Origin of the sequence: Paenibacillus sp. FSL R5-0636 (assembly GCF_037974255.1) — a bacterium.
Lineage (GTDB): Bacteria > Bacillota > Bacilli > Paenibacillales > Paenibacillaceae > Paenibacillus_AQ > Paenibacillus_AQ odorifer.
In genome coordinates this window covers 4564475-4584504 of the sequence record NZ_CP150232.1, presented here as the reverse complement: position 1 = coordinate 4584504, position 20030 = coordinate 4564475, and the positions used below count along the sequence as shown (strand labels likewise).

Sequence of the window (20030 nt, the reverse complement as noted above, 5' to 3'; positions counted from 1 at the left end):
CATGACTCAACATTTGCTGGATGTACAAGGGCTGAAAACGGAGTTCAAACGCGGCGATGGAAGTATTACTGCGGTTGCGGGGGTAGACTTTGCCATTAAGAAAGGTGAAGTGCTAGGCCTGGTTGGTGAATCTGGTTGTGGCAAAAGTGTAACCTCATTATCGATCATGCGGTTGCTTAAAGATACGCCGGGTAGAATTTCTGAAGGTTCTGTGCGTTTTGAAGGAAAGGATTTGACGAAGATTTCTGAGAAGGAGATGCGCCAAATCCGGGGAAATGATCTGGCAATGATTTTTCAGGAGCCGATGACCTCTCTTAATCCAGTGCTGCGGATTGGGCTGCAATTAACAGAGCCGATTAGACTGCATTTGGGTTATGGACGCAAGAAGGCTCGTGAGCATGCGATTCATATGTTGCGGCTTGTAGGTATCCCTCGCGCAGAGGAATTAATCGATGAATATCCGCATCAACTATCCGGCGGGATGAGACAGCGGGTCATGATTGCAATGGCCATGTCTTGTCATCCTAAGCTGTTGATTGCCGATGAACCCACGACCGCACTCGATGTAACGATTCAAGCGCAAATTCTTGATCTGATGAAGCAGTTGAAAGATGAACAGGATATGGGAATGCTGCTCATTACCCATGATCTTGGAGTAGTTGCCGAATTATGTGACCGGGTAGTTGTAATGTATGCAGGTCGTGTGGTGGAGGAAGCCTCTGTTCAGGAGCTGTTTGCCAGACCGCAGCATCCGTATACCAAGGGATTAATTCAATCGGTACCTAAGCTGCGCCAGAATGTACATCGCTTGGAGTCAATAAAAGGGAATGTGCCAGACCTTTCACAAATGCCTGCCGGCTGTAAGTTTGCGCCTCGCTGCGACTTTGCCATGGAGCGTTGTCTGTCGCACGAACCTGAGCTACTTCCGATTGAGGGACTAGAGCGCAAAAGCCGTTGTTGGCTTACACAGCAGGAGGACACGGAAGGAGCGGGATGTTTATGAAAGAGACTCCACTAATTGAAGTTAAGGGTTTGAAGAAGTTGTTTTCTGTGAAGAAGGGCTTCTTCGGAACGACTAAATATTTGCACGCCGTTGATGGGATTTCATTCGCCATTCGTAAAGGAGAAACGTTCAGCCTTGTAGGTGAAAGTGGCTGTGGGAAATCGACTACGGGCAGACTAGTGACTCGCTTACTGGAACCCAATCATGGAGAAGTGTGGTTTAAGGGGCAAAATATTAGCCATATCTCAGATAACCAAATGCGGCCTCTGCGCAAAGATATGCAGATGGTGTTTCAAGACCCTTACGCTTCACTTAATCCACGCATGAAGGTGAAGGATCTTGTCGCCGAACCCCTGCTTATTCATACAAAGCTGTCCTCCAAAGAGCGGGATAAGCTAGCTTGCGAACTGCTGGAGACCGTTGGATTGAACAGTTTGCACGCTGAGCGATTTGCGTTTGAGTTCAGCGGTGGACAGCGGCAACGGATTGGGATTGCCCGGGCTTTGTCAGTGCGCCCTAGTCTAATCGTGGCGGATGAACCCGTGTCAGCACTGGATGTATCGATTCAGTCCCAAGTGTTGAATCTGTTACAGGACTTGCAGGAGGAATATGGCCTGACCTATTTATTCATCTCTCATGATCTTAGTGTGGTCGAGCATATTAGTGATCGAATTGGGGTCATGTATCTGGGTTCCCTTGTGGAGACGGCTGATAAGGATACATTGTATGACCGTCCCTTGCATCCTTACACCCAAGCGCTGCTATCTTCAGTTCCCGTGCCCGATCCAAGCTTGAAGAAGGAACGCATTATTCTAAAAGGTGACCTTCCAAGTCCCGTTGATCCGCCGACGGGCTGTCGCTTTCATACAAGATGCCCTTCCTGTATGGAGATCTGTAAGCAACATGTGCCTGTATTCCGGGAAGTTGAACCAGGTCATGAGCTCGCTTGTCATCTGTTTGATGAAGAAATGTTGAAACTAGAACGATAATTTTAAATGTGAGTACACTTTACGGAAAAGAAGGGACAGCTATGAATATCTTGTTCGATTCTGCTAATGGGGCGGATATGCTTATCTACTTAGCCTATGAAGAGGAGCCTTTTCCTATTCGGCTGGGAGAAGCTCACAAACAGAGTGGCAGTGTGACATGGTTATATTCTCGTTCTGAGGAAGAGTCCGATGTGTTAGCTATTGGAATGGGAAAACGTAAGGCTCTTACGCTTGAGAAAATTCGTCGAGCAGCGGGATCTGCCGCCCGCTTAGCTCTAAGAGAAGGGCTGAATTTCGCTTCATTTGTTCGTAGGACAGCAGAAAGTGATATTTCCGCTGCGGATGAGCTGCAAGCATGGATTGAAGGCTGGCTTCTCGGATTATATCGTTTCCAAACCTATCGTGGCGTTACTAAAATAGACAATTCAGTTGATTTGCTGCTCCAGACAGCCGATTGGCCTGAGCTGACTAAGCTTGAACTGGAAGTTGTACTAAGTACTGGCCGCATACGCGCTGAAGGAGCAGTGGTTGCTCGCGATCTGGTGAATGAGGTGCCCGGGACTCTAAATCCGGATCGGTTCGCAGAATGGATGGTCGAATATTTCGAGCGTGATAACGCAGCAGTGAAAGTTCATGTTTACCGGGGGCAGGAGCTGGTTGACCTACAGATGAATGGGTTGCTGGCGGTTGGAGCAGGCAGTAAACACTCCCCAGCCCTCGTTGAAATTCGCTATGAGAGTAACCCTGAATTGCCAATGCTGGCATTGGTGGGTAAAGGTGTTACCTTCGATTTGGGTGGGATGAATGTTAAGACCGCAAGTGATATCAGCGATGCACGTATGGATATGGGTGGTGCAGCAGCTGTTATTGGGGCGCTGGATATTTTAGTACGGAATCAAGCTCATGTAAATGTGACCGTATTGATCCCAGTTGTTGATAACGTACCAGATGCTGAAGCGATGCTGCCATCGTCTGTTATACGCTATCCTAATGGGCTGACGGTTCAGGTTGCAAATACGGATGGCGAGGGGCGGCTTATTATCGCGGATGCGCTTATTCATGCAGCAAATATCGGGGCAACTAAGGTCATCGATATTGCAACACTTACTGGAAATGTTGGCGCAGCGCTAGGATTAGGTATCGCCGGCATATGGGGTGATGGAGAGATGACGCAGAACCTCGTCGAAATCGGTGAGCGCAATGGTGAGCGACTGTGGCCCATGCCGCTTATGGATGAATATGAAGTCGATCTTCGAAGCAATTACGCTGATCTACGTAATGTTAGTACTTCACCTTTTGCAGGTGCGATTACAGCAGCGCTTTTTATACGGCGTTTTGTAGCGGAATCGCTGAGCTGGGTTCATATTGATATGGCTGGGACGGTTCAGTACAAGCAGGATGTGGGGTATTCAGAAGCTGGAGCAACGGGCTATGGTGCTCGATTGCTCGCTGATTATGTCATGAAACAGGCACAACAATAACAACCGGAAGAGTGGGGGAAAGTTATGAGATTGGAAGTCATCGCTACCTGTATGGACGATGCTCTTACAGCCGAAGCGAACGGGGCTGACCGCCTGGAGCTCATTACTGCGATTACGGAAGGCGGTCTAACACCAGGGATAGGATTGGTGCAACAAGTTGCTAAATCGGTTAGCATTCCTGCGTTTGTTATGGTTCGCCCGCACAGCCGTTCTTTTTGCTATTCAAAGTATGACATTTTGACCATGGCAGCAGAGATAAAGCAAATTGCAGCCAGCGGAGCGGCGGGGATTGTGATTGGTGCGTTAACACCGGAAGGGACTATCGACGAGCGAGCGCTTGAAACATTATTGCCGTTGACCGATGGATTGCAAGTAACCTTCCACCGTGCTTTTGATGAGTTGAAGGATCAAATAGAAGGTTATCGAACGCTTTGTAAGTATCCGCAAATTACGCGTGTACTCACTTCTGCTGGGCCAGGTCCGGCACCAGAAGCTATTCCTGCTATGCGGAAGCTAGTCGAGGAATCAAGAGGTAAAACGGTAAGTATACTGGCTGGAAGCGGTTTGAAGCCGGAAGGTATTACTTCATTTATACATCAGACTGGAGTAACCGAAGTGCATTTTGGGTCGGCTGTTCGTTATGATAAAGACGCTTTGTCGCCAATCGATCCAGCAGCCTTACGGGCGTTAGCAGAGAGTATTCATTCTAACGGCTAATAATAGATAGTGAAAAGGTGAATGGGTTATGCAGAAGGTTGAGAGCTACGTAGTTGGAATCGATTTAGGAGGCACAAAAATTGCCGCAGCATTGTTCGATTCAAAGGGGACCGTGTTGAAACGGGAACTGATGGAAACGGCTGGGGCACGTACCGCTAAAGAAGTGGTGCAGCGAATGATCGATATGATCCGCTCCGTATCCGAAGGACGACCACTCACTGGAGTGGGGCTGGCTTCTCCCGGAGCTGTAAATAGCCAGGACGGGATCGTTATTCACGGCACCAATCTTCCGGAATGGGATAATGTTCCGCTGAAGCACTGGATGGAGTCGGAGCTAGGCGTTGAAGTAAAGGTAGTGAATGATGCGAACGCTGCGGCTTGGGGTGAGTATGTCCGAGGAGCTGGCAAAGGTGCAGACAACATGGTTTATGTTACCTTTAGCACAGGGATTGGAGCAGGTATCGTCATTGACGGCAAGCTGCTTCTTGGCAAAAATTCATTTGCTGGTGAACTAGGTCATAATATTATTGACCCGAACGGAACGGAATGTAGCTGTGGAAGATTCGGCTGCTGGGAAGTTTTCGCTTCGGGCACAGCGATTCGGGATATGGCGCTGCGAAGTATGGAGAGCAGACCGTCGATGATTACGGAACTGGCTAATATAAATGGAGAAAAAATTACTTCGCGGCACGTATTTGAAGCCATGGCACTTAACGATGCCGTGGCCGTCGAGGTTATTGACCGCAGTATTCATTATATGGCACTAGGTCTAGCCAATGCAGTTCATACGTTCAATCCTGATCGGATCGTGATCGGTGGAGGCGTGAGTAAGGCTGGAGATTTGTTATTCCCTGCACTGGTGGAGAAGACGGAGCAATTTGTCATGGATCCATATAAGGGTACTTTTACAATTGAACCTGCCGCTCTCAAAGACGATGTAGGTTTAATTGGAGCCGCAGCATTATTTCATACCGCTTAGGTGGAGTGAAAGATTGATTATAGCTTTCATTAACGAGGAGTTGGAGAGATGGGTGCAAGAGAAGAAAGAACGAAATGGTTCTTACAGGATAGGTTCGGGATGTTTATCCATTGGGGATTATATTCAATTCCTGCTAGAGGGGAATGGATACGCGGTAACGAGCGGATGAGTAGAGAGCATTACATGACGTATTTCGATGAATTTGACGCCTCTCGATATGATCCGAAGAAATGGGCAAGTGCAGCAAAAGCTGCGGGTCAGAAATACGCTGTTCTTACGACCAAACATCATGACGGGTTCTGTCTGTTCGATAGTAAGCTGACTGATTTCAAAGCCACTAATACGCCCGCTGGGCGTGATCTAGTGCGGGAATATGTAGACGCTTTCCGGGCTGAAGGGATTGCAGTAGGTCTATATTACTCTATCATAGACTGGCACCATGAGGATTATCCCGGATATGGAGATAAGGCACATCCTGATCGGGATAACGAAGCGGCTAAAGATAAGCCGATTGATTTCGATAGATACTTGGAGTATATGCATGGGCAAGTAAAGGAACTGCTCACCAATTACGGTAAAATCGACATTATGTGGTTTGACTTCTCCTACGATAATATGACAGGGGAGAAGTGGAAGGCGACGGAGCTTATCCGGATGATTCGTTCCATACAACCTGATATTATTATCGACAATCGATTAGGTGGCAATATTCGTGCGGCAGAACCTGAGGAATATGCTGGAGATTTCTTCTCCCCCGAGCAAATCATTCCACCTGGCGGCATTGTTGACGTAAACGGCCAATCCATCCCTTGGGAAGCCTGCATTACCCTTAATGACAACTGGGGTTATCATTCCGAGGATAAGAATTATAAATCAACCAAGCAAGTCATCCGTACGATGGTCGAATGTATCAGTAAGAATGGTAACCTGCTCCTCAATGTTGGACCAGATGCTAAAGGTGAAATGACACGGGAATCACTGGTTATCCTTGACGAAGTTGGGGAGTGGATGCGCCTTAATGGAGACAGTATTTATGGATGCGGGAAGTCTTCGCTGCCTAAACCAGAGTGGGGACGGTATACGCAAAAGGGCAATAAATTGTATGCGCATGTCTACGACCGTGGAATTGGCCCGATCTATTTCCAAGGCTTGAAAGGGAAGATTAAAAAGGCTAGATTACTACGTGATGGTACCGAGCTAAAGGTGGAGGCACCGTGGATGGCTGAGGAATATTCAGATGTTGACGGTGGAGCGTTTATTACATTAAAAGGCGCGATATTACCTGATGAGATGGATACAGTTATCGAGCTTGAACTATTTAATTAAATCAGAAGGAGTTGTCCCATATGCCCTGAATGGCTGCTGAGACAACTCCTTTTTTACATATGCTTGCTAATATTTGCACATACGTAACACCTATCGGACACAGATGACTCTAAACCCAGAAATATCGCACTTTTGGGATGCCAACGGACCTCATAGCCGCTATTGCCTTGAAACACCCCCGATATGGAGCTGATTCTAGGGAATAACGTCATTGGAGTCCGAAGCCCTGCTTCAAGGGGAGAGAATGTGCAAATAACGTCATCTGGGTCCGTAACTCTTAGAGGGTGACAATACTGTTGAATTTGTTGAAGCATTTGAAGCAGGCATTCAACGAGTCAGGCGGCAATTCTCCAAATAACAGGAGAATCACCGCTCTGCGAATACTAGAGGCGAGCCTTGCGGAAGCCTTCATATATATTGAGGACCGCAACTAAAATCAAGACTGCGATACCTCCACCTACTAGTCCCGTTTCAAATTGGTTAGTTGTAGTGGTTAATAAATTAGACATGTAGTTAATGAATTCTTGGTTAAATACATTCGGATTTATAAGGATAACAGCGAATACAATAAGTACAATGAGCTCGAGGACCGTATTACATAATGCTAATTCTCTAGTCCATTGTCTCTTGATTAATTTATATATAGTTAATGCGACTTCTAATCCGATCACAATTAGAATAATAGGCCAATAATCAAGTAACACATGCTGATTAAAAGCTGGGGCTACGAAGTTAAGTGCGCCTTCACCGCCTCTATAGACTCTGATCAGGTGTTCAGCATTAAAATAAACAGTAGCCCAAATGGCAGTCCACAGTAAACTTCCGAACACTTCGAAGCTTGTAATTGCTTTTTTCTTATGGACAAGCGCGATATCCTTCAAATCATCAGGAGTCCATTTCCTTAATTTTGTAGTAAGCGGATGCCCTTCCTTTCCTTTATCCGCCCGTTCGATAATAGCGAACACAACAGTTATCCAAAAAAAGACTTGGATTCCTACTTCAAGGAAGGTTCCAATTCCTGTACTTATAACTGCAGTAACAATATCCGCAACTGTTTTATCGCCGCTGTAGCCAATCAAGTAATCAGCAACCAGAGCGATTAAAGAAACAACTACAGCGATTGGTATAATCATTTTTAATAACGTAACATATAAATCGAAATAGCGTGGGCCGATGAGATACATGGGCTGATCGCGGTACTCACTAGCTAAAATAGCTGGATTGCCCAATTTTTCAAGGACGGCCTTTACCTCTTTTTCGTCATAATCATCCGGTAACATATCCTCGATGGTTGATCGTAATTCTAATGCGATGTCTTCCCGATTTTGTTCCGGTAACCTCCGAGTAACTTCATGAATGTAAATCTCAATTAGCTTCATGGTCATCCTCCCCTTGTAATAGGCCGTAGAGTTCTTTCGAATTCTTAAGCCATTCTTCCTTTAGCTGTAAAAAAATCTCTACGCCATAGTCACTTAGAACATAATACTTACGGGGTCTGCTCTCGGATGTGTCCCAGCTGCTCGTCACTAATTCCTGTTTCTCTAATCGGCGAAGTAATGGATATAAGGTGCTTTGATCGATGATGATGCTGGATTCCTCCAACAATTGAACGAGCGAATATCCATACTGGGGTGTTCGTAATTGACTTAAAACGGCTAGCGTTAACGTACCTCTTCTAAGCTCTGTGATTAAAGAATTTAATAAAGTACTCATTCACCCACCTCATTATTTAAAATATAAGGATTTATAATCTCTTATAAATTGTTCTTATATTTTTGGTTTAAAGGCTTGTTGTCCTTGAGAGGACGTCGAAGCCGCTTATACTTACTATGTGTCATACAGTATTCAATCTATACTATGCATCATACACTATTGTTGTTCCAACATCAATTGAATAAAATAATCTTCTAAGAAATAAATAAGAAAATTTTTCTATTTTGTGAAGCAGTTTGATTAAAAGGAGGTTGTGAAATGACCTCTTCAGTTTGGGGTGGAAGATCGATAAGTACATCACGAAATATCAAACATTCGGTATTGTTCTAAAGGGAGCAGAGCAGGTCATTGAGTTTGTGGAGGCGAATCGTTACTTATTGGAGGGGCGGCCGCAGACTTTTCAACACGGCGACTATCATGTAGGGAATATGATCATTACGAAGTCGAGGGAACTTGGAATTATTGATTTTAATAGATTTGATTATGGTGATCCTTGGGAGGAATTTAATCGCATTTCTTGGTGTGCACTAACGAGTCCAGAGTTCGCATCGGGCCGAATCCATGGGTATTTTAATCATGATGTTCCAGATGTATTCTTTAGGCTTTATATACCGAAGTGGTATTTGGCAAGGTATACTGAGTGAAAAGACTCAGCTATTTGAGATTAGTTAGGGGAATTGAGCGATGAATATACTGATTGCTGAAGATGAAACTGATATAAGAAAACTAGTGAAAATACATTTAGAAGATCGATCCTATCGAGTATTCGAAGCCAAGGATGGCATTGAGGCTTTAGAGGTTGTTAATCAACATGAAATAAATCTTGCCATTCTGGATATTGTAATGCCCAAGCTTGATGGGCTTAATCTGTTGCGACAGATAAGAGAGAAAAGCCATATTCCGGTTATCTTGTTAACTGCCCGCGGTGAAGAAATTGATAAGGTTGTTGGTTTAGGTCTTGGAGCGGACGATTATATGGTGAAGCCATTTAGTGCTTCAGAGCTTGTGGCTAGGGTTGAGGCGCAGCTGAGACGAAGAAATGTATACGATCTTAGCCAATCGATAACTGAAGAAACAATCCAACATAGAGAATTGAAGCTGAATTTAAAGGAATGTATGTTGTACATAAATGAAAGTCCGGTTCTTTTAAATGCCAAGGAATATAAGGTATTACAATGTCTGATGCAGAGTCCTAATCAAATTTTTACGCCCAAAAAGTTATATGCAGCGGCGTGGGAAGAGGATTTCTATAGTGATAATAATACGATTATGGTTACTATCAGCCGTCTAAGGAATAAGATTGAACGGGACCCACACCATCCCGAATTTATCGTCACAGTGCGTGGACTAGGTTACAAATTCTACAATCCAGGTAAATAAGATGAAAAAACATAATATATCCTATCAATTGTTAAAAAACTATATCGCGATCTTTCTTATAACAACGGTTATCACGATATTGGTGATTGTTGCTTTGTTTAGCATGAACAGGCTGGGATCTAAGGACATTATTTATAATCAGTTAACGGCTGCTAAACTTATGCAAAATGACTATCAAAGAATTGACACTAGTGTTATTAATGATGTCGGGGGCAGTTTACAGGTTGTGAATTCCAATTACGAAGTCATACACTCCATTGGCAACAATCCATTTACGTCCAAGCAGATTAGTGTCAAAGAATTTACGGATTTTCTAATGAATACTGGAGCTAACAAAGATATGATCACTGTTGAATATAATGAGCAGGAACATTTTTGGCTGATCGTCTTTTTACCTATACAAGTGAAGATGACAGGCAGTTTCCATTGGAATTCAGATTCACCTATGCAGGATCATACCCTTCAAATGCTTGGGTTTATTGGGTTAGGTTATTTGTTGATTTTGATTCTAAGCACGATGATTTATGCGAGAATTACAGCGGTTAGTTTCATTAAACCCTTAGACCAGTTGTCCGCTGCTGTTGAAAAGGTTAAGAATGGGGATTATTCAGCAAGAGTACAGGTAGGCGGAAATCGGGAGTTTAGTCAACTGGAGCAGGCTTTTAATCATATGGCAGAAGTGATTCAGATCCAGACCTCGTTAAAAGAACAGAGTGAAATCAATCGAAAAAATCTAATATTGGATATATCCCATGATTTAAAAAATCCATTAACAAGTATTATGGGTTACGCAGAGCTTGAACTAAAAGAACAGGTGAGCGGTCGGATAGAACATTTGGAATTTGCCAAAATAATATACGAAAATAGTATCCGTGCCAATGTATTGATTCAGGATTTGTTTGAATTATCGAGAATGGAAAGTCCCGAATTTCGTTTGGATGTTACAACAGATGATTTCTCAGAATATTTGAGAGAAGAAATGATACATATGTTGCCCGAGCTTGAGGCTGCGGGTCTGATTCCTGATTTTGTAATCGAGCCAGAAGAAATAATTCTACAGTTTGATAAAAAAAGAATGAACCGTGTATTCTCAAACCTGCTTTATAATGCCATCGCTTATCAGGAGCGAGGTTCTAAGTTTCAAGTTGTGCTGGAAAAGGTGAGTGATGGAGCCAAGCTTACTTTTGTTAATTACGGTCAACCATCAGCCTTGAACCCGGCAGGTTCTGGATTAGGGCTACTCATTGTTCAAAAAATAATAACTGCTCATGGAGGGACTGTTCAGCTGAATACGCAGGATAACCAGTTTGAAATTATAATTGGGCTGAACTGGAAAATTTAAGGTCTATGTAAGATTACATTAAGTCGTATGAAATTTCCCAATGCTAAAATGGTTGATATTCAGTCTATTAACAATTTTACATGGGGGATTAGATTATAATGATTGATGAGAAATTAAGTAAAAGGCAATTGATCTTGGGCGTTATATTAGCAGTAATGTACTTTTTAGGATTGTTCTCTATTCTCTTGATCCGGCCGATTATGGAGATTCTTAACCATGTTTTTATTTGGCAGCCAGAACAACAAAATCGAATGGCCTTACTGTTGAATGGTCTGATCTACATAGGAGTGATTTTAGGTTTTAGGGGGTTCTATAAACAAGCTATCCATGATTTCAGACAATACTGGGTCCGTAATATGTTATGGATGGTTTGGGGACTTTGTTTGATTATTATCATCGGAAGTATGTTGATTCCCACACTAATTTCCATCTTTCATCCTATTACAAAGTCTGTTAATGAGGTGGATTTACGGGCTATGTTGTCCTCGTATCCATTTATTTTTACAGTGAACGTGGTCTGGATTGGCCCCTTGATTGAAGAATTAGTATATCGGGTTACCATCTATAGCACGATCCGCAGGAAGAGTCGTCTTCTGGCTTATCTGATATCTTGCTTTTTATTTGGCTTCCAGCATGTCTATAGAGCCGTGGTTTTTCAGGGTAACTATAACGAAATGTGGAATATCTTCTCCTATATGACTGCTGGATTAATCTTTGCCTACCTTTATGAGAAAAGAAAAAATATATTAGTGCCTATAGTTGCACACATGGCTAGTAATGGTTTATCTGTGCTTCTCTATTTCTTAAGTTAATACGAAACTTGACTCCACATCAGATTACTAGTAAACTGATAATCAAATAGATCCAATTCCAAAGCAATGGATGTGGCATAATGCGAAACAATGGATTCACTGAAGACAACAAACTAAGCTTGTTGATCTGGCTGCGGCTGGTAAGAGTTTATGACAATAGTAACGATCTTTCCAATGAGTTCTTGAAGCAGTTTGATTTAACGGTTAGCCAGTTTGATGCGTTAGTACAAATACTATTACATCAGCCTGTGACACAGATGGATATTGCAGAGCATTTAACCATTACTAAAGGTGGAGTATCACATATGCTTGGCAGATTAGAAAAAGAAGGATGGATTGAGCGTAAGCAGGATTGGAAGGTGAAGTATATTTCTTTAACTGAAAAGGGCCAGGCGCTTATCGAGAAAGTTCTTCCTTTGCAATCGGATTTCCAAGCTTCGTTATTCGATCCACTGACGGACGAGGAGAAAAAGGTATTTTACAGCATGCTTAAGAAGATTCACCGCCATAGCCAAAATGAGAATCGAATTCCACGAGGAGTTTAGTAGTATTGTAAAAGCTTTATTCTGAATAAAGCTTCCTTTTTTCAGCATCAGTTTACTAGTAAACCATAATCATATTAGGAGGAAATTAAAATGAGCCAACAACAAATAACCGGACAACATCATGTATCAATGATTACTAAAGACGCTAAACAAAACCTATGGTTTTATACAAAAGTTCTGGGACTAAGACTTGTCAAAAAAACCGTAAATCAGGACGATCCAACCATGTACCATTTATTCTATGGCAACCCTAATGGCGCTCCAGGCACCGAGGTATCCTTTTTTGAAATGCCAAATGCAGGCCAGACCCGGAAAGGAACGAACAGCATTTCTGCAATCTCTCTTCTCGTTCCTAGCGATGAGGCCTTAGTATATTGGGCTAACAGATTAGATACATTTGAAATCGCTCATGAAGCTATCGTAAGTATAGAGGAGCGTAATTCGCTTACTTTTCAGGATAGTGATGAATTAACGGTTCATCTGGTGTCCGCAGAAAAAGATAATGTGACTCAGCTGGTAGAACCTTGGATTACTGATGATATTCCACCACAATATGCCATTGTTGGTTTGGGTCCCGTTGAATTGACTGTCCGTGAGGCTAGCCGTACAAAGGCTGTTTTGGAGGATATTTTAGGCTATACACAAGTTCGTAGAGTGCCATCCATGGGTGACCCGAAGGTAATGGTGGATATTTATGAAACAGCTAAAGGCGGCTTGTACACTGAACTTCAGCTCAAAGAAGTTAATGATCAAGACCGGGAAAGACCGGGAAAAGGCAGTATTCATCATGTGGCTATAAGAGTGAAGGATCTGGAAGAGTTAACCGCATGGGCTGCTAAAATCACAGCTGAAGGGTTCAAGAACACAGGGGTCATTGATCGTTATTACTTCCATTCCTTGTATTTCCGTGATCCGAACCATATTCTTTTTGAGCTTGCTACAGATGGTCCAGGGTTTGAGATTGATGAATCTTTTGATGCGCTGGGCGAGAATTTGACCTTACCTTCTTTTCTGGAAGAACGCCGGGAAGAGATTGAATCGAAACTTCATCCTATCCAATAATATAGCTAAGAAATAAGAAAAACTATGAGATTGGAAAAAATTATATTAAAATCATTCCTATAAGGTTAGACGATGGTTTGATAAGGTTCACTTAAGGAGGTAAAGTGTGACGAATAAAATGATAGCTACTCAGCGTTTATATAATCAGAAGATCGTTGATTCCAAGCTAATCAAGCCCAAACAGGTCGTTAAAGAATTAGGGGCAATACAGGCGCAGGATTACATGCAGGCGATGTGGGCGATCGGATTACGTACTCCATCTTCGAATTTAGCTGATATAGAGTGTGCTATCGTTGATCGCAAGATGATTCTGAATTGGACGCTGCGTGGTACGCTTCATTTTGTCCCACCGGAAGATGTAAAGTGGATGCATCAGCTATCTGTGCCGCGTTTAACGGGACAAACAAAGCGACGAAATGCAGAGCTTGGGTTAGATGATCAGACACTAGAACGTTGTAGACATATTATAGTTAATGCTTTACAAGGTGGGAAGCAGCTAGATCGTGCTCTTTTACTTCAGCTAATAGAAGAAGAAGGTATTCACACAGGGAACCAGCGTGGTTATCATATGTTGTGGAATGTTGCGTACCAAGGGCTGATTTGTTTCGGGCCGATGAATGGTAAGCAGCAAACGATTGTTTTGCTAGAGGAATGGGTGCCTCATTTTCGCGATCTTACTTACGAAGAGTCATTGTATGAACTCGCTCGGAGATATTTCACTGGACATGGTTTAGCAACTGTTCAAGATTTTGCTTGGTGGGCAGGCATAACCCTTACAGATGCCAGACGAGGACTGGAAGCGGCCAAAAGTCAACTGCAATCAGAGGTTATTGATGGCACTGAGTATTGGATGTCTGCTGATCGGCTAGAGTCAACTGCTGAGGAATCGGGCGTTCATCTGCTTCCGGGTTTTGATGAGTACATTCTTGGTTATAAAGACCGAAGTGCCGTTCTAGAGCCCGACGTTGCTCCTTTGATAGTTCCAGGGAATAATGGTGTTTTTCTTCCAACGATTGTTGTGGAGGGTCAGGTTGTGGGTACATGGAAAAGAACCCTAAAGACCAAGGGGATTGAGATTATGATCCATCCTTTTGCCGATCTGGGCGATACGGAAAAGTTGGTACTTAAAGAAGCTGAGCGATATGCGGCATTTATTGGGCTGCCGATACTCAAAATGAATGTGAGTGGTTCATTGACATGAGTATTTCACTATTCTCATCATTCTCACCGTTTTCATCTTTCTTACCATACTTTTGTGCGCACCTTTAACGCTAACGGACACCAGTGCACTTATTAGCTCCTAAATGCTGATTTGCTGAGCTTTTCGGACTCCAATGCAGTTATTCCCGTCGCAGCACCACTTTTGCCCCCTGTTTTTGCGGAATAGCGGCATCTGGGTCCGATAGATACGTAAAAAGACTACTTTTAGCTCAATAGCGCCTCCTGAGTCCGAAAGACAGAACGGCATAATGGGCGAATGGTGAATGGTTGAATGGATACCGATTACCGGATAACCGCTCACGAATGCACTCTGAGTAAAAAATAACCCGGCAGGGCGACCTGCCGGGTTTGTTTCATAAATCTTATAGCTAGCTTAATTAGATTCGTCTAGCTAATTCAGCGCCTTCCCAAATCGCATTAAGCGCTCTACGCGCTTGCACCGCATCGCCAATTACATGATAAGGGATGGAGCTTTCCTCCAAGAAATCCTGAAGAGGTTGTTTGTTGAGGGCGCGTGAACCTACGGCGATTACTACATAATCAGCAGGTAGGCTGTGAGATTCGCCGTCTTTTTCAACAATTACGCTATCCCCTTGAATCGCCATACATTTGCTGTTGGTTATTAATTCAACGCCATGTCCATATAGACTTTCCATGACACAGATTTTACGCAAAAGTCCTAGATCATTAGCAACATCGGCTTGCATTTCAACTACAGTGATTTGATGTCCGCGTTCTACAAGCAGCTCTGCGACCTCAAGCCCCACTAAACCGCCACCGATAATAACGACTCTTCCTTCTGGATGAACCGTTCCCCACAACACATCATGTGAATTGACCACATGTGAACTGTCGACGCCTTCCACAGGCGGAATAATAGGAGAAGATCCGATTGCAAGAATGACCTCATCTGGACCAATTTCTTGGATTAATTCAGGTGTAACCTCTGTATTCAATCGAATGTCTACACCTTCACGTTTAGCGGTTTCTCCCATATTCAGAGCGGCTGCAGCCATTTCCTCTTTACGTGGTGCGGCGCCGGCAATATAAAGCTGTCCGCCTAGAATGTCATTTTTTTCGCATAATATTGGATGATGCCCACGTCGTTTCAGTGTGACAGCTGCTTCTAATCCACCAGGGCCACCACCAGCAATAAGTATTTTCTTAGGGATATTCGTTTGCTGCAATTCATATTCACTTTCACGGCCGGTTGCAGGATTAAACACACAGCTGATAAATGGCACATTAGGATTCACGAATCCATCGAAGCAGCCTTGGTCGCAACCCACACATTTAACGATGGTGTCTGCACGTCCGGCTAAAGCTTTATTGCAGAATTCCGGATCAGCCAGCTGCGCACGCCCAATGGCTACAAAATCAGCCAAACCCTCCGCGATTATCCGGTCTGCAATTGCTGGATCATTAATACGGCCTACGGCAATAACAGGGATGTTAACCACAGATTTAATTTGTGCTGCGTTATCTACATTGAAGCCCACAGGTAAATCGATTGGCGGAACTTCATATTTAATTGCAGCGCCAGCAGGGACCCCACGAGATACATTAATAGCATCAATTCCAGCTTCTTCAGCGAGCTTCGAGAAGAGCTTCATATCTTCCAGCGTAAGTCCGCCCGGTAGATCCTCAATTGCAGAAATTCTCATCAAGATAGGGAACCCAGGTCCAACCGCTTCCCGGATAGCGCGGATACAAGCCAACGGGAAGCGGCAACGATTCTCCCAAGAACCGCCGTATTCATCCTGACGAAAATTCATTGCAGGACTAAGAAATTGTTGGGGCAAATAACCATGGCCGGCATGGAATTCCACGCTGTCAAATCCGGCTTTCTTCGCACGTGAGGCTGTATCTGCGTAAGCTTGAACCATCTCGCCGACTTCATGATGCGCAAGTTCACGTGGTATATGACTTACGCCTTCAAATGGAACAGGTGAAGAGGAGACCTGAATTAGGTTGGGAGTTACTTTACCTCCATGCCATAACTGTAGACAGCTTTTGCCTCCTGCCTCTCGAATAGCTAATGCTAATTGAGCCATACCTGGAATAAATTTATCATCATAAAGGGCAGGAGCATCATCGGAGGCCGCCGTTGGGTGAATAGTTGTTACTTCTACAGTATTTAAGCCGTTGCCGCCTTTAGCTCGTGCTACATGGTAATCAATCAGACGATCACTGACGTATCCACCCGGCGCATTCATTTTCGTGCCCATCGCTGGTAAAATGACCCGGTTCTTAAGCTCCATATTTCCGATTGTGCCCTTGCTAAATAAATGTGTGAATTCCATATGATAACTTCCTCTCTACATATAGGTTAAAAATAAATAGGTTATTTTAACCTATATTAGCGAAAGGGTAGGGTGAAAGTATGTGCAAAAAATCACGAGTGATTTGGCAGGATTGTAGTAATTGAGGTAATATAAGAAAATGATGAACCGGATACGTATTCCGGAAGCCCGGAGGATGATTATGGATATTGAAGTTTTGATTCTGGCCCAATTAATGAAAGGGGCCAAACATGGTTATGAAATTAAAAAAAACATTATTTTTGTAATGGGCAATGATAAAATCGTAAACAATAACTCGCTTTATCCAAAGCTGAAATTATTTGAAAAGCGAAAATGGGTAATCAAAAAAACGGAAATTCAGGAACGCCGGCCTAAACGTTATGTATATTCAATAACTACTGAGGGTGAGGAGCGGTTTCACACTTGCTTAACAGAATTTACGCTGGAGACGATTCGAATTGATAATGAATGGTCTATTCGTCTTGCTTATTATGAGCTTTTGGATCAGGAGACACGTAGAAGATTGCTTGATTACAGAGAGACTTATATGAACGAAAAGCTGGACCATTTACAGCAGTTATCCAAAGTAGTAGGCAATAGTGAGGATATGGATTACTCTGAGGAGCTCTATTTTTACACCCGAAGTATGGTTTTACGAGAGATCGAGTTAATTAAGGAGCTGTCACGTAAATTAGAAGCATAAGCACACAGTTTAGCACCCTTTGAGGCAATCAATTTTTAAAAATATGAGGAGGTACAATAGAATATAAGATTGAAGAGTCAAGCTTATGACTGTGAAGAAATACTTAAGTATGATACAAAAGTAGAAAACGATAATGAGTATAATTTGATGATTACTAACAACAGTCCGTTATTTTTGAAAAGCGTAGTTGTAACAGAAGAAGAAGAAGAAGAAGAAGATAACAAGCACAAAAATGCTTTAATTGATGCTAATATCAACCGAGGTAATCAGAAGTGAGGATGCCCCCTGCTCAATAGAGAGCAGGGGGCATCCTCCTTAATTTGGCTAGTCTTTTATTGTTCGCCTTTATTTTTTGGCTTTAAAACCTGATGCTTGCATAAGTTTGGTGAATACTTCGGTGTTTTCGTAGATTCCAGTAAATAATTGTGCATTTTTGCCCATAGCTGTGATTGGAATATCAACCGCAGTATGGCCTGAGGTCGTCCAGTCCACTACAAAATTGTGTTTGGAATTGGCGATGGCGAATGGACCGTCTTCTTTGGATATGCCGTCACCGGACTCATCATCTGCGTCAACTGCTTCAATAGAAAATCCGCCGGTCTCATGATCGGCAAGAACTAGAACCAGTGTATCTGGATTCTTTTTGGCGAAGTCTTTGGCTACTTGCACGGATTTGTCCAGTTCTTGACCTGATTTAATCGTCATTTTAGCGTTGTTTTGGTGTGCAAATTCGTCAGTGCCTTCTTCTTCCACCATAAGGAAAAATCCCTTTTTATTTGTTGCTAGCGTATCTATAGCTTTCTTAGTCATCTCGGGCAGCGATACCACCGGATTATAAATATCCCCTTCACCCTCAGGATTTTGCTGGAACATTTCCTCGTTTGCGAATATTCCCAGTAGCTTGCCGTCTTTTGCTTTTTGCATATCCGCTTTGTTCGTTACATAGGTGTAGCCCAATTGTTTAGCTTTATCAACAAGGTTACCTTGTGTTCCTTTGCTTTTCTCTGAAGGATCTTCAGCGGGTTCATCTGGGAATTTCCCGGGATTGCCTGCAGGGTACCAGAAATCCTCACCCCCACCAAGCAGAACATCAACCTTGCTCTTAGTCAGAAGCTGGAGGGCGATATCACTTTGCTTTGAGCGGTCTTCGACGTGAGCACCAAATGCGGCGCCAGTCGCGTCTGTAATCTGACTAGTAGTAACGACACCTGTTGATTTTCCGGCATCTTTAGCATATTCCATAATGGTTTTAACACTTTTTTTATCGGCATCCATTCCGATAGCTCCATTATAAGTTTTCACACCGCTGGCATAGGCTGAAGCAGAAGCAGCCGAATCTGTAACAGGGACAGTGGAGCTTGTATGAATTAATCCAACGTATGGCATCGAATCCATTGCTAGATTTCCTTTTTCACCTACGGTGGCAAGCCGGATGGCATCACGCTGAGCAGCACCCATTCCGTCTCCAATAAACAGAATTACATTTCTTGTGTTCGAAGATGCTGCGTCTGCTTGATTAGGTGCATGAGTAGTGACTATGCTGGATACAAAAAGAGCCGTTGCCGCTGTCGCTACAATTGCTGTTTTGACGCCATGCTTTTTCGGTGATTTCATAATTTCCCTCCTAATGTATGTTTACAGTCTCATATTATAGTAGTTACATTAAGAGAATGTTTTCTTGTCTTGTAAAAAATGTAAAATGATATAGCGAATATAAATTATCCGAGCTGTGATAAAAGATTTTAAAATAGAAAATATCTAGGTGTATTATTGGCATATTGGATATATTCATCTCTGAATACGGACTTTAAATGTTGCTCTTCTTGAAGAATTAGTAAATGAATCGCGGCAATGTTAAGAAAGAATATTAGGAGTGTTAACAGATTGGGGTACATCAGATACAATCCCAGAAACATGAGATCAAACCCGACAAATGCAGCGTTTCTACTATATTTATAAATACCGTGTGTGATGAGTTTGGTTACAGTAGTCTTATCAATCCCAACTCTCCATGAAGTGCGCATAGCAATCATAGCTTGAATGAAAATGAAACATCCGAGCGCAGCTATAACAACACCGCTAAAGTGCAGTACAGGAATATCAAACGTTTTGCCTACAAGTGTAACCATAAAAGACTCTGCTAAGGAAAAAACAAACCATGCTGCGCCCCATAAAAAAGTAGAGGTTTTTACCAATAGCTCGGTATAATAGATTTTAGATAGTTTAGAGCCTTTAGCCAGAACGTTTCCTTTAATGTGGTTTTTCTTGTAAAGTATAGGGAGCTTTAATAGATAAGAAATTAGGAAGATGCAGAAAAGAAGTAGAGATAGGATATTTTTAAGATCGCTCATTATAATTTCCTCCTCAGCAATACATATGAATGATTGCTCATATGTTTGTTTATATCTTATTTCCTAATATTGTACATGTCAACTAATTATTGATTTAGGGGGA

Annotated in this window: 19 protein-coding genes and 1 pseudogene; 15 read left to right on the top strand and 5 right to left on the bottom strand. The window is 42.9% G+C overall.

Annotated features, from left to right (window positions below):
* Position 1 precedes the first annotated feature (1 nt).
* The 6 genes from MKX34_RS20930 to MKX34_RS20905 are packed head-to-tail and all read left to right on the top strand — an operon-like array spanning position 2 to position 6495.
* On the top strand, positions 2-1003 hold the full coding sequence (locus MKX34_RS20930; RefSeq protein WP_038572340.1) for an ABC transporter ATP-binding protein: 1002 nt from the start codon (positions 2-4) through the stop codon (positions 1001-1003).
* Positions 1000-1992 carry a dipeptide ABC transporter ATP-binding protein gene (locus tag MKX34_RS20925; protein WP_094903192.1) on the top strand — a complete coding sequence of 331 codons (993 nt, stop codon included), beginning with the start codon at positions 1000-1002 and terminating at the stop codon, positions 1990-1992. Before MKX34_RS20930 ends, MKX34_RS20925 begins: the two co-directional genes overlap by 4 nt.
* Before the next feature lie 41 nt (positions 1993-2033).
* On the top strand, positions 2034-3473 hold the full coding sequence (locus tag MKX34_RS20920; RefSeq protein ID WP_076296803.1) for a leucyl aminopeptidase family protein: 1440 nt from the start codon (positions 2034-2036) through the stop codon (positions 3471-3473).
* Positions 3474-3497: 24 nt separating this feature from the next.
* A complete protein-coding gene (locus MKX34_RS20915) occupies positions 3498-4190 on the top strand; it encodes a copper homeostasis protein CutC (RefSeq protein WP_038572334.1) in 693 nt (230 codons plus the stop codon).
* Positions 4191-4218: 28 nt separating this feature from the next.
* Positions 4219-5169 (top strand): ROK family protein, encoded by a 951-nt coding sequence (locus tag MKX34_RS20910; RefSeq protein ID WP_036689009.1) that lies wholly within the window; start codon positions 4219-4221, stop codon positions 5167-5169.
* A 48-nt stretch (positions 5170-5217) separates the two neighbouring features.
* Positions 5218-6495, top strand: a complete 1278-nt coding sequence (locus MKX34_RS20905) for an alpha-L-fucosidase (RefSeq protein WP_076296802.1) — start codon at positions 5218-5220, stop codon at positions 6493-6495.
* Positions 6496-6878: 383 nt separating this feature from the next.
* Here MKX34_RS20905 and MKX34_RS20900 read toward each other — a convergent pair whose 3' ends face one another.
* Positions 6879-7874 carry a hypothetical protein gene (locus MKX34_RS20900; RefSeq protein ID WP_076296801.1) on the bottom strand — a complete coding sequence of 332 codons (996 nt, stop codon included), beginning with the start codon at positions 7872-7874 and terminating at the stop codon, positions 6879-6881.
* Positions 7861-8208: a PadR family transcriptional regulator gene (locus MKX34_RS20895; RefSeq protein WP_036689003.1), complete on the bottom strand. Its 348-nt coding sequence runs from the start codon at positions 8206-8208 to the stop codon at positions 7861-7863. The genes MKX34_RS20900 and MKX34_RS20895 overlap by 14 nt, the downstream gene beginning before the upstream one ends.
* Positions 8209-8489: 281 nt before the next feature.
* On the opposite strand from MKX34_RS20895, the pseudogene MKX34_RS20890 reads away from it, so the two are divergent.
* From MKX34_RS20890 to MKX34_RS20860, 7 genes and pseudogenes are all read left to right on the top strand, one after another.
* Positions 8490-8813, top strand: a pseudogene (locus tag MKX34_RS20890) (phosphotransferase); the annotation flags it as partial.
* Positions 8814-8892: 79 nt separating this feature from the next.
* Positions 8893-9588, top strand: coding sequence for a response regulator transcription factor (locus MKX34_RS20885; RefSeq protein WP_038572324.1), 696 nt, complete (start codon positions 8893-8895; stop codon positions 9586-9588).
* A gap of 1 nt (position 9589) precedes the next feature.
* Positions 9590-10930 (top strand): HAMP domain-containing sensor histidine kinase, encoded by a 1341-nt coding sequence (locus MKX34_RS20880; RefSeq protein ID WP_076100143.1) that lies wholly within the window; start codon positions 9590-9592, stop codon positions 10928-10930.
* Between the two features lie 98 nt (positions 10931-11028).
* Positions 11029-11742, top strand: a complete 714-nt coding sequence (locus MKX34_RS20875) for a type II CAAX endopeptidase family protein (RefSeq protein ID WP_076296800.1) — start codon at positions 11029-11031, stop codon at positions 11740-11742.
* Positions 11743-11822: 80 nt separating this feature from the next.
* The gene (locus MKX34_RS20870; RefSeq protein WP_036688999.1) at positions 11823-12287 is read left to right on the top strand and encodes a MarR family transcriptional regulator; all 465 of its coding nucleotides are present in this window, start codon (positions 11823-11825) and stop codon (positions 12285-12287) included.
* A 90-nt stretch (positions 12288-12377) separates the two neighbouring features.
* Positions 12378-13349 carry a ring-cleaving dioxygenase gene (locus tag MKX34_RS20865; RefSeq protein WP_076296799.1) on the top strand — a complete coding sequence of 324 codons (972 nt, stop codon included), beginning with the start codon at positions 12378-12380 and terminating at the stop codon, positions 13347-13349.
* Between the two features lie 106 nt (positions 13350-13455).
* Positions 13456-14550 (top strand): winged helix DNA-binding domain-containing protein, encoded by a 1095-nt coding sequence (locus MKX34_RS20860; protein ID WP_076296798.1) that lies wholly within the window; start codon positions 13456-13458, stop codon positions 14548-14550.
* Between the two features lie 397 nt (positions 14551-14947).
* Here MKX34_RS20860 and MKX34_RS20855 read toward each other — a convergent pair whose 3' ends face one another.
* On the bottom strand, positions 14948-16873 hold the full coding sequence (locus MKX34_RS20855; protein ID WP_052097144.1) for an FAD-dependent oxidoreductase: 1926 nt from the start codon (positions 16871-16873) through the stop codon (positions 14948-14950).
* A 181-nt stretch (positions 16874-17054) separates the two neighbouring features.
* Here MKX34_RS20855 and MKX34_RS20850 point away from each other — a divergent pair, with 181 nt between their 5' ends.
* Both MKX34_RS20850 and MKX34_RS20845 read left to right on the top strand, forming a co-directional pair.
* Positions 17055-17576 carry a PadR family transcriptional regulator gene (locus tag MKX34_RS20850; protein WP_076100150.1) on the top strand — a complete coding sequence of 174 codons (522 nt, stop codon included), beginning with the start codon at positions 17055-17057 and terminating at the stop codon, positions 17574-17576.
* 69 nt (positions 17577-17645) lie between these two features.
* Complete coding sequence (locus tag MKX34_RS20845) at positions 17646-17852, top strand: hypothetical protein (protein ID WP_076100152.1); 207 nt, start codon at positions 17646-17648, stop codon at positions 17850-17852.
* 69 nt (positions 17853-17921) lie between these two features.
* Here the strand turns inward: MKX34_RS20845 and MKX34_RS20840 are convergent, their stop codons facing one another.
* Complete coding sequence (locus MKX34_RS20840) at positions 17922-19190, bottom strand: alkaline phosphatase (RefSeq protein WP_036688991.1); 1269 nt, start codon at positions 19188-19190, stop codon at positions 17922-17924.
* A 128-nt stretch (positions 19191-19318) separates the two neighbouring features.
* The gene (locus MKX34_RS20835) at positions 19319-19927 is read right to left on the bottom strand and encodes an isoprenylcysteine carboxylmethyltransferase family protein (protein WP_076296797.1); all 609 of its coding nucleotides are present in this window, start codon (positions 19925-19927) and stop codon (positions 19319-19321) included.
* Positions 19928-20030: the final 103 nt, after the last annotated feature.

What these genes read in the sequence shown, in the direction of transcription:
- MKX34_RS20865 (WP_076296799.1), top strand. Translation starts at nt 12,378, where the DNA reads ATGAGCCAACAACAAATAACCGGACAACATCATGTATCAATGATTACT.
- MKX34_RS20910 (WP_036689009.1), top strand. Translation starts at nt 4,219, where the DNA reads ATGCAGAAGGTTGAGAGCTACGTAGTTGGAATCGATTTAGGAGGCACA.
- MKX34_RS20895 (WP_036689003.1), bottom strand. Translation starts at nt 8,208, where the DNA reads ATGAGTACTTTATTAAATTCTTTAATCACAGAGCTTAGAAGAGGTACG.
- MKX34_RS20900 (WP_076296801.1), bottom strand. Translation starts at nt 7,874, where the DNA reads ATGAAGCTAATTGAGATTTACATTCATGAAGTTACTCGGAGGTTACCG.
- MKX34_RS20880 (WP_076100143.1), top strand. Translation starts at nt 9,590, where the DNA reads ATGAAAAAACATAATATATCCTATCAATTGTTAAAAAACTATATCGCG.
- MKX34_RS20885 (WP_038572324.1), top strand. Translation starts at nt 8,893, where the DNA reads ATGAATATACTGATTGCTGAAGATGAAACTGATATAAGAAAACTAGTG.
- MKX34_RS20915 (WP_038572334.1), top strand. Translation starts at nt 3,498, where the DNA reads ATGAGATTGGAAGTCATCGCTACCTGTATGGACGATGCTCTTACAGCC.
- MKX34_RS20905 (WP_076296802.1), top strand. Translation starts at nt 5,218, where the DNA reads ATGGGTGCAAGAGAAGAAAGAACGAAATGGTTCTTACAGGATAGGTTC.
- MKX34_RS20855 (WP_052097144.1), bottom strand. Translation starts at nt 16,873, where the DNA reads ATGGAATTCACACATTTATTTAGCAAGGGCACAATCGGAAATATGGAG.
- MKX34_RS20850 (WP_076100150.1), top strand. Translation starts at nt 17,055, where the DNA reads ATGGATATTGAAGTTTTGATTCTGGCCCAATTAATGAAAGGGGCCAAA.
- MKX34_RS20870 (WP_036688999.1), top strand. Translation starts at nt 11,823, where the DNA reads ATGCGAAACAATGGATTCACTGAAGACAACAAACTAAGCTTGTTGATC.
- MKX34_RS20835 (WP_076296797.1), bottom strand. Translation starts at nt 19,927, where the DNA reads ATGAGCGATCTTAAAAATATCCTATCTCTACTTCTTTTCTGCATCTTC.
- MKX34_RS20840 (WP_036688991.1), bottom strand. Translation starts at nt 19,190, where the DNA reads ATGAAATCACCGAAAAAGCATGGCGTCAAAACAGCAATTGTAGCGACA.
- MKX34_RS20875 (WP_076296800.1), top strand. Translation starts at nt 11,029, where the DNA reads ATGATTGATGAGAAATTAAGTAAAAGGCAATTGATCTTGGGCGTTATA.
- MKX34_RS20925 (WP_094903192.1), top strand. Translation starts at nt 1,000, where the DNA reads ATGAAAGAGACTCCACTAATTGAAGTTAAGGGTTTGAAGAAGTTGTTT.
- MKX34_RS20920 (WP_076296803.1), top strand. Translation starts at nt 2,034, where the DNA reads ATGAATATCTTGTTCGATTCTGCTAATGGGGCGGATATGCTTATCTAC.
- MKX34_RS20930 (WP_038572340.1), top strand. Translation starts at nt 2, where the DNA reads ATGACTCAACATTTGCTGGATGTACAAGGGCTGAAAACGGAGTTCAAA.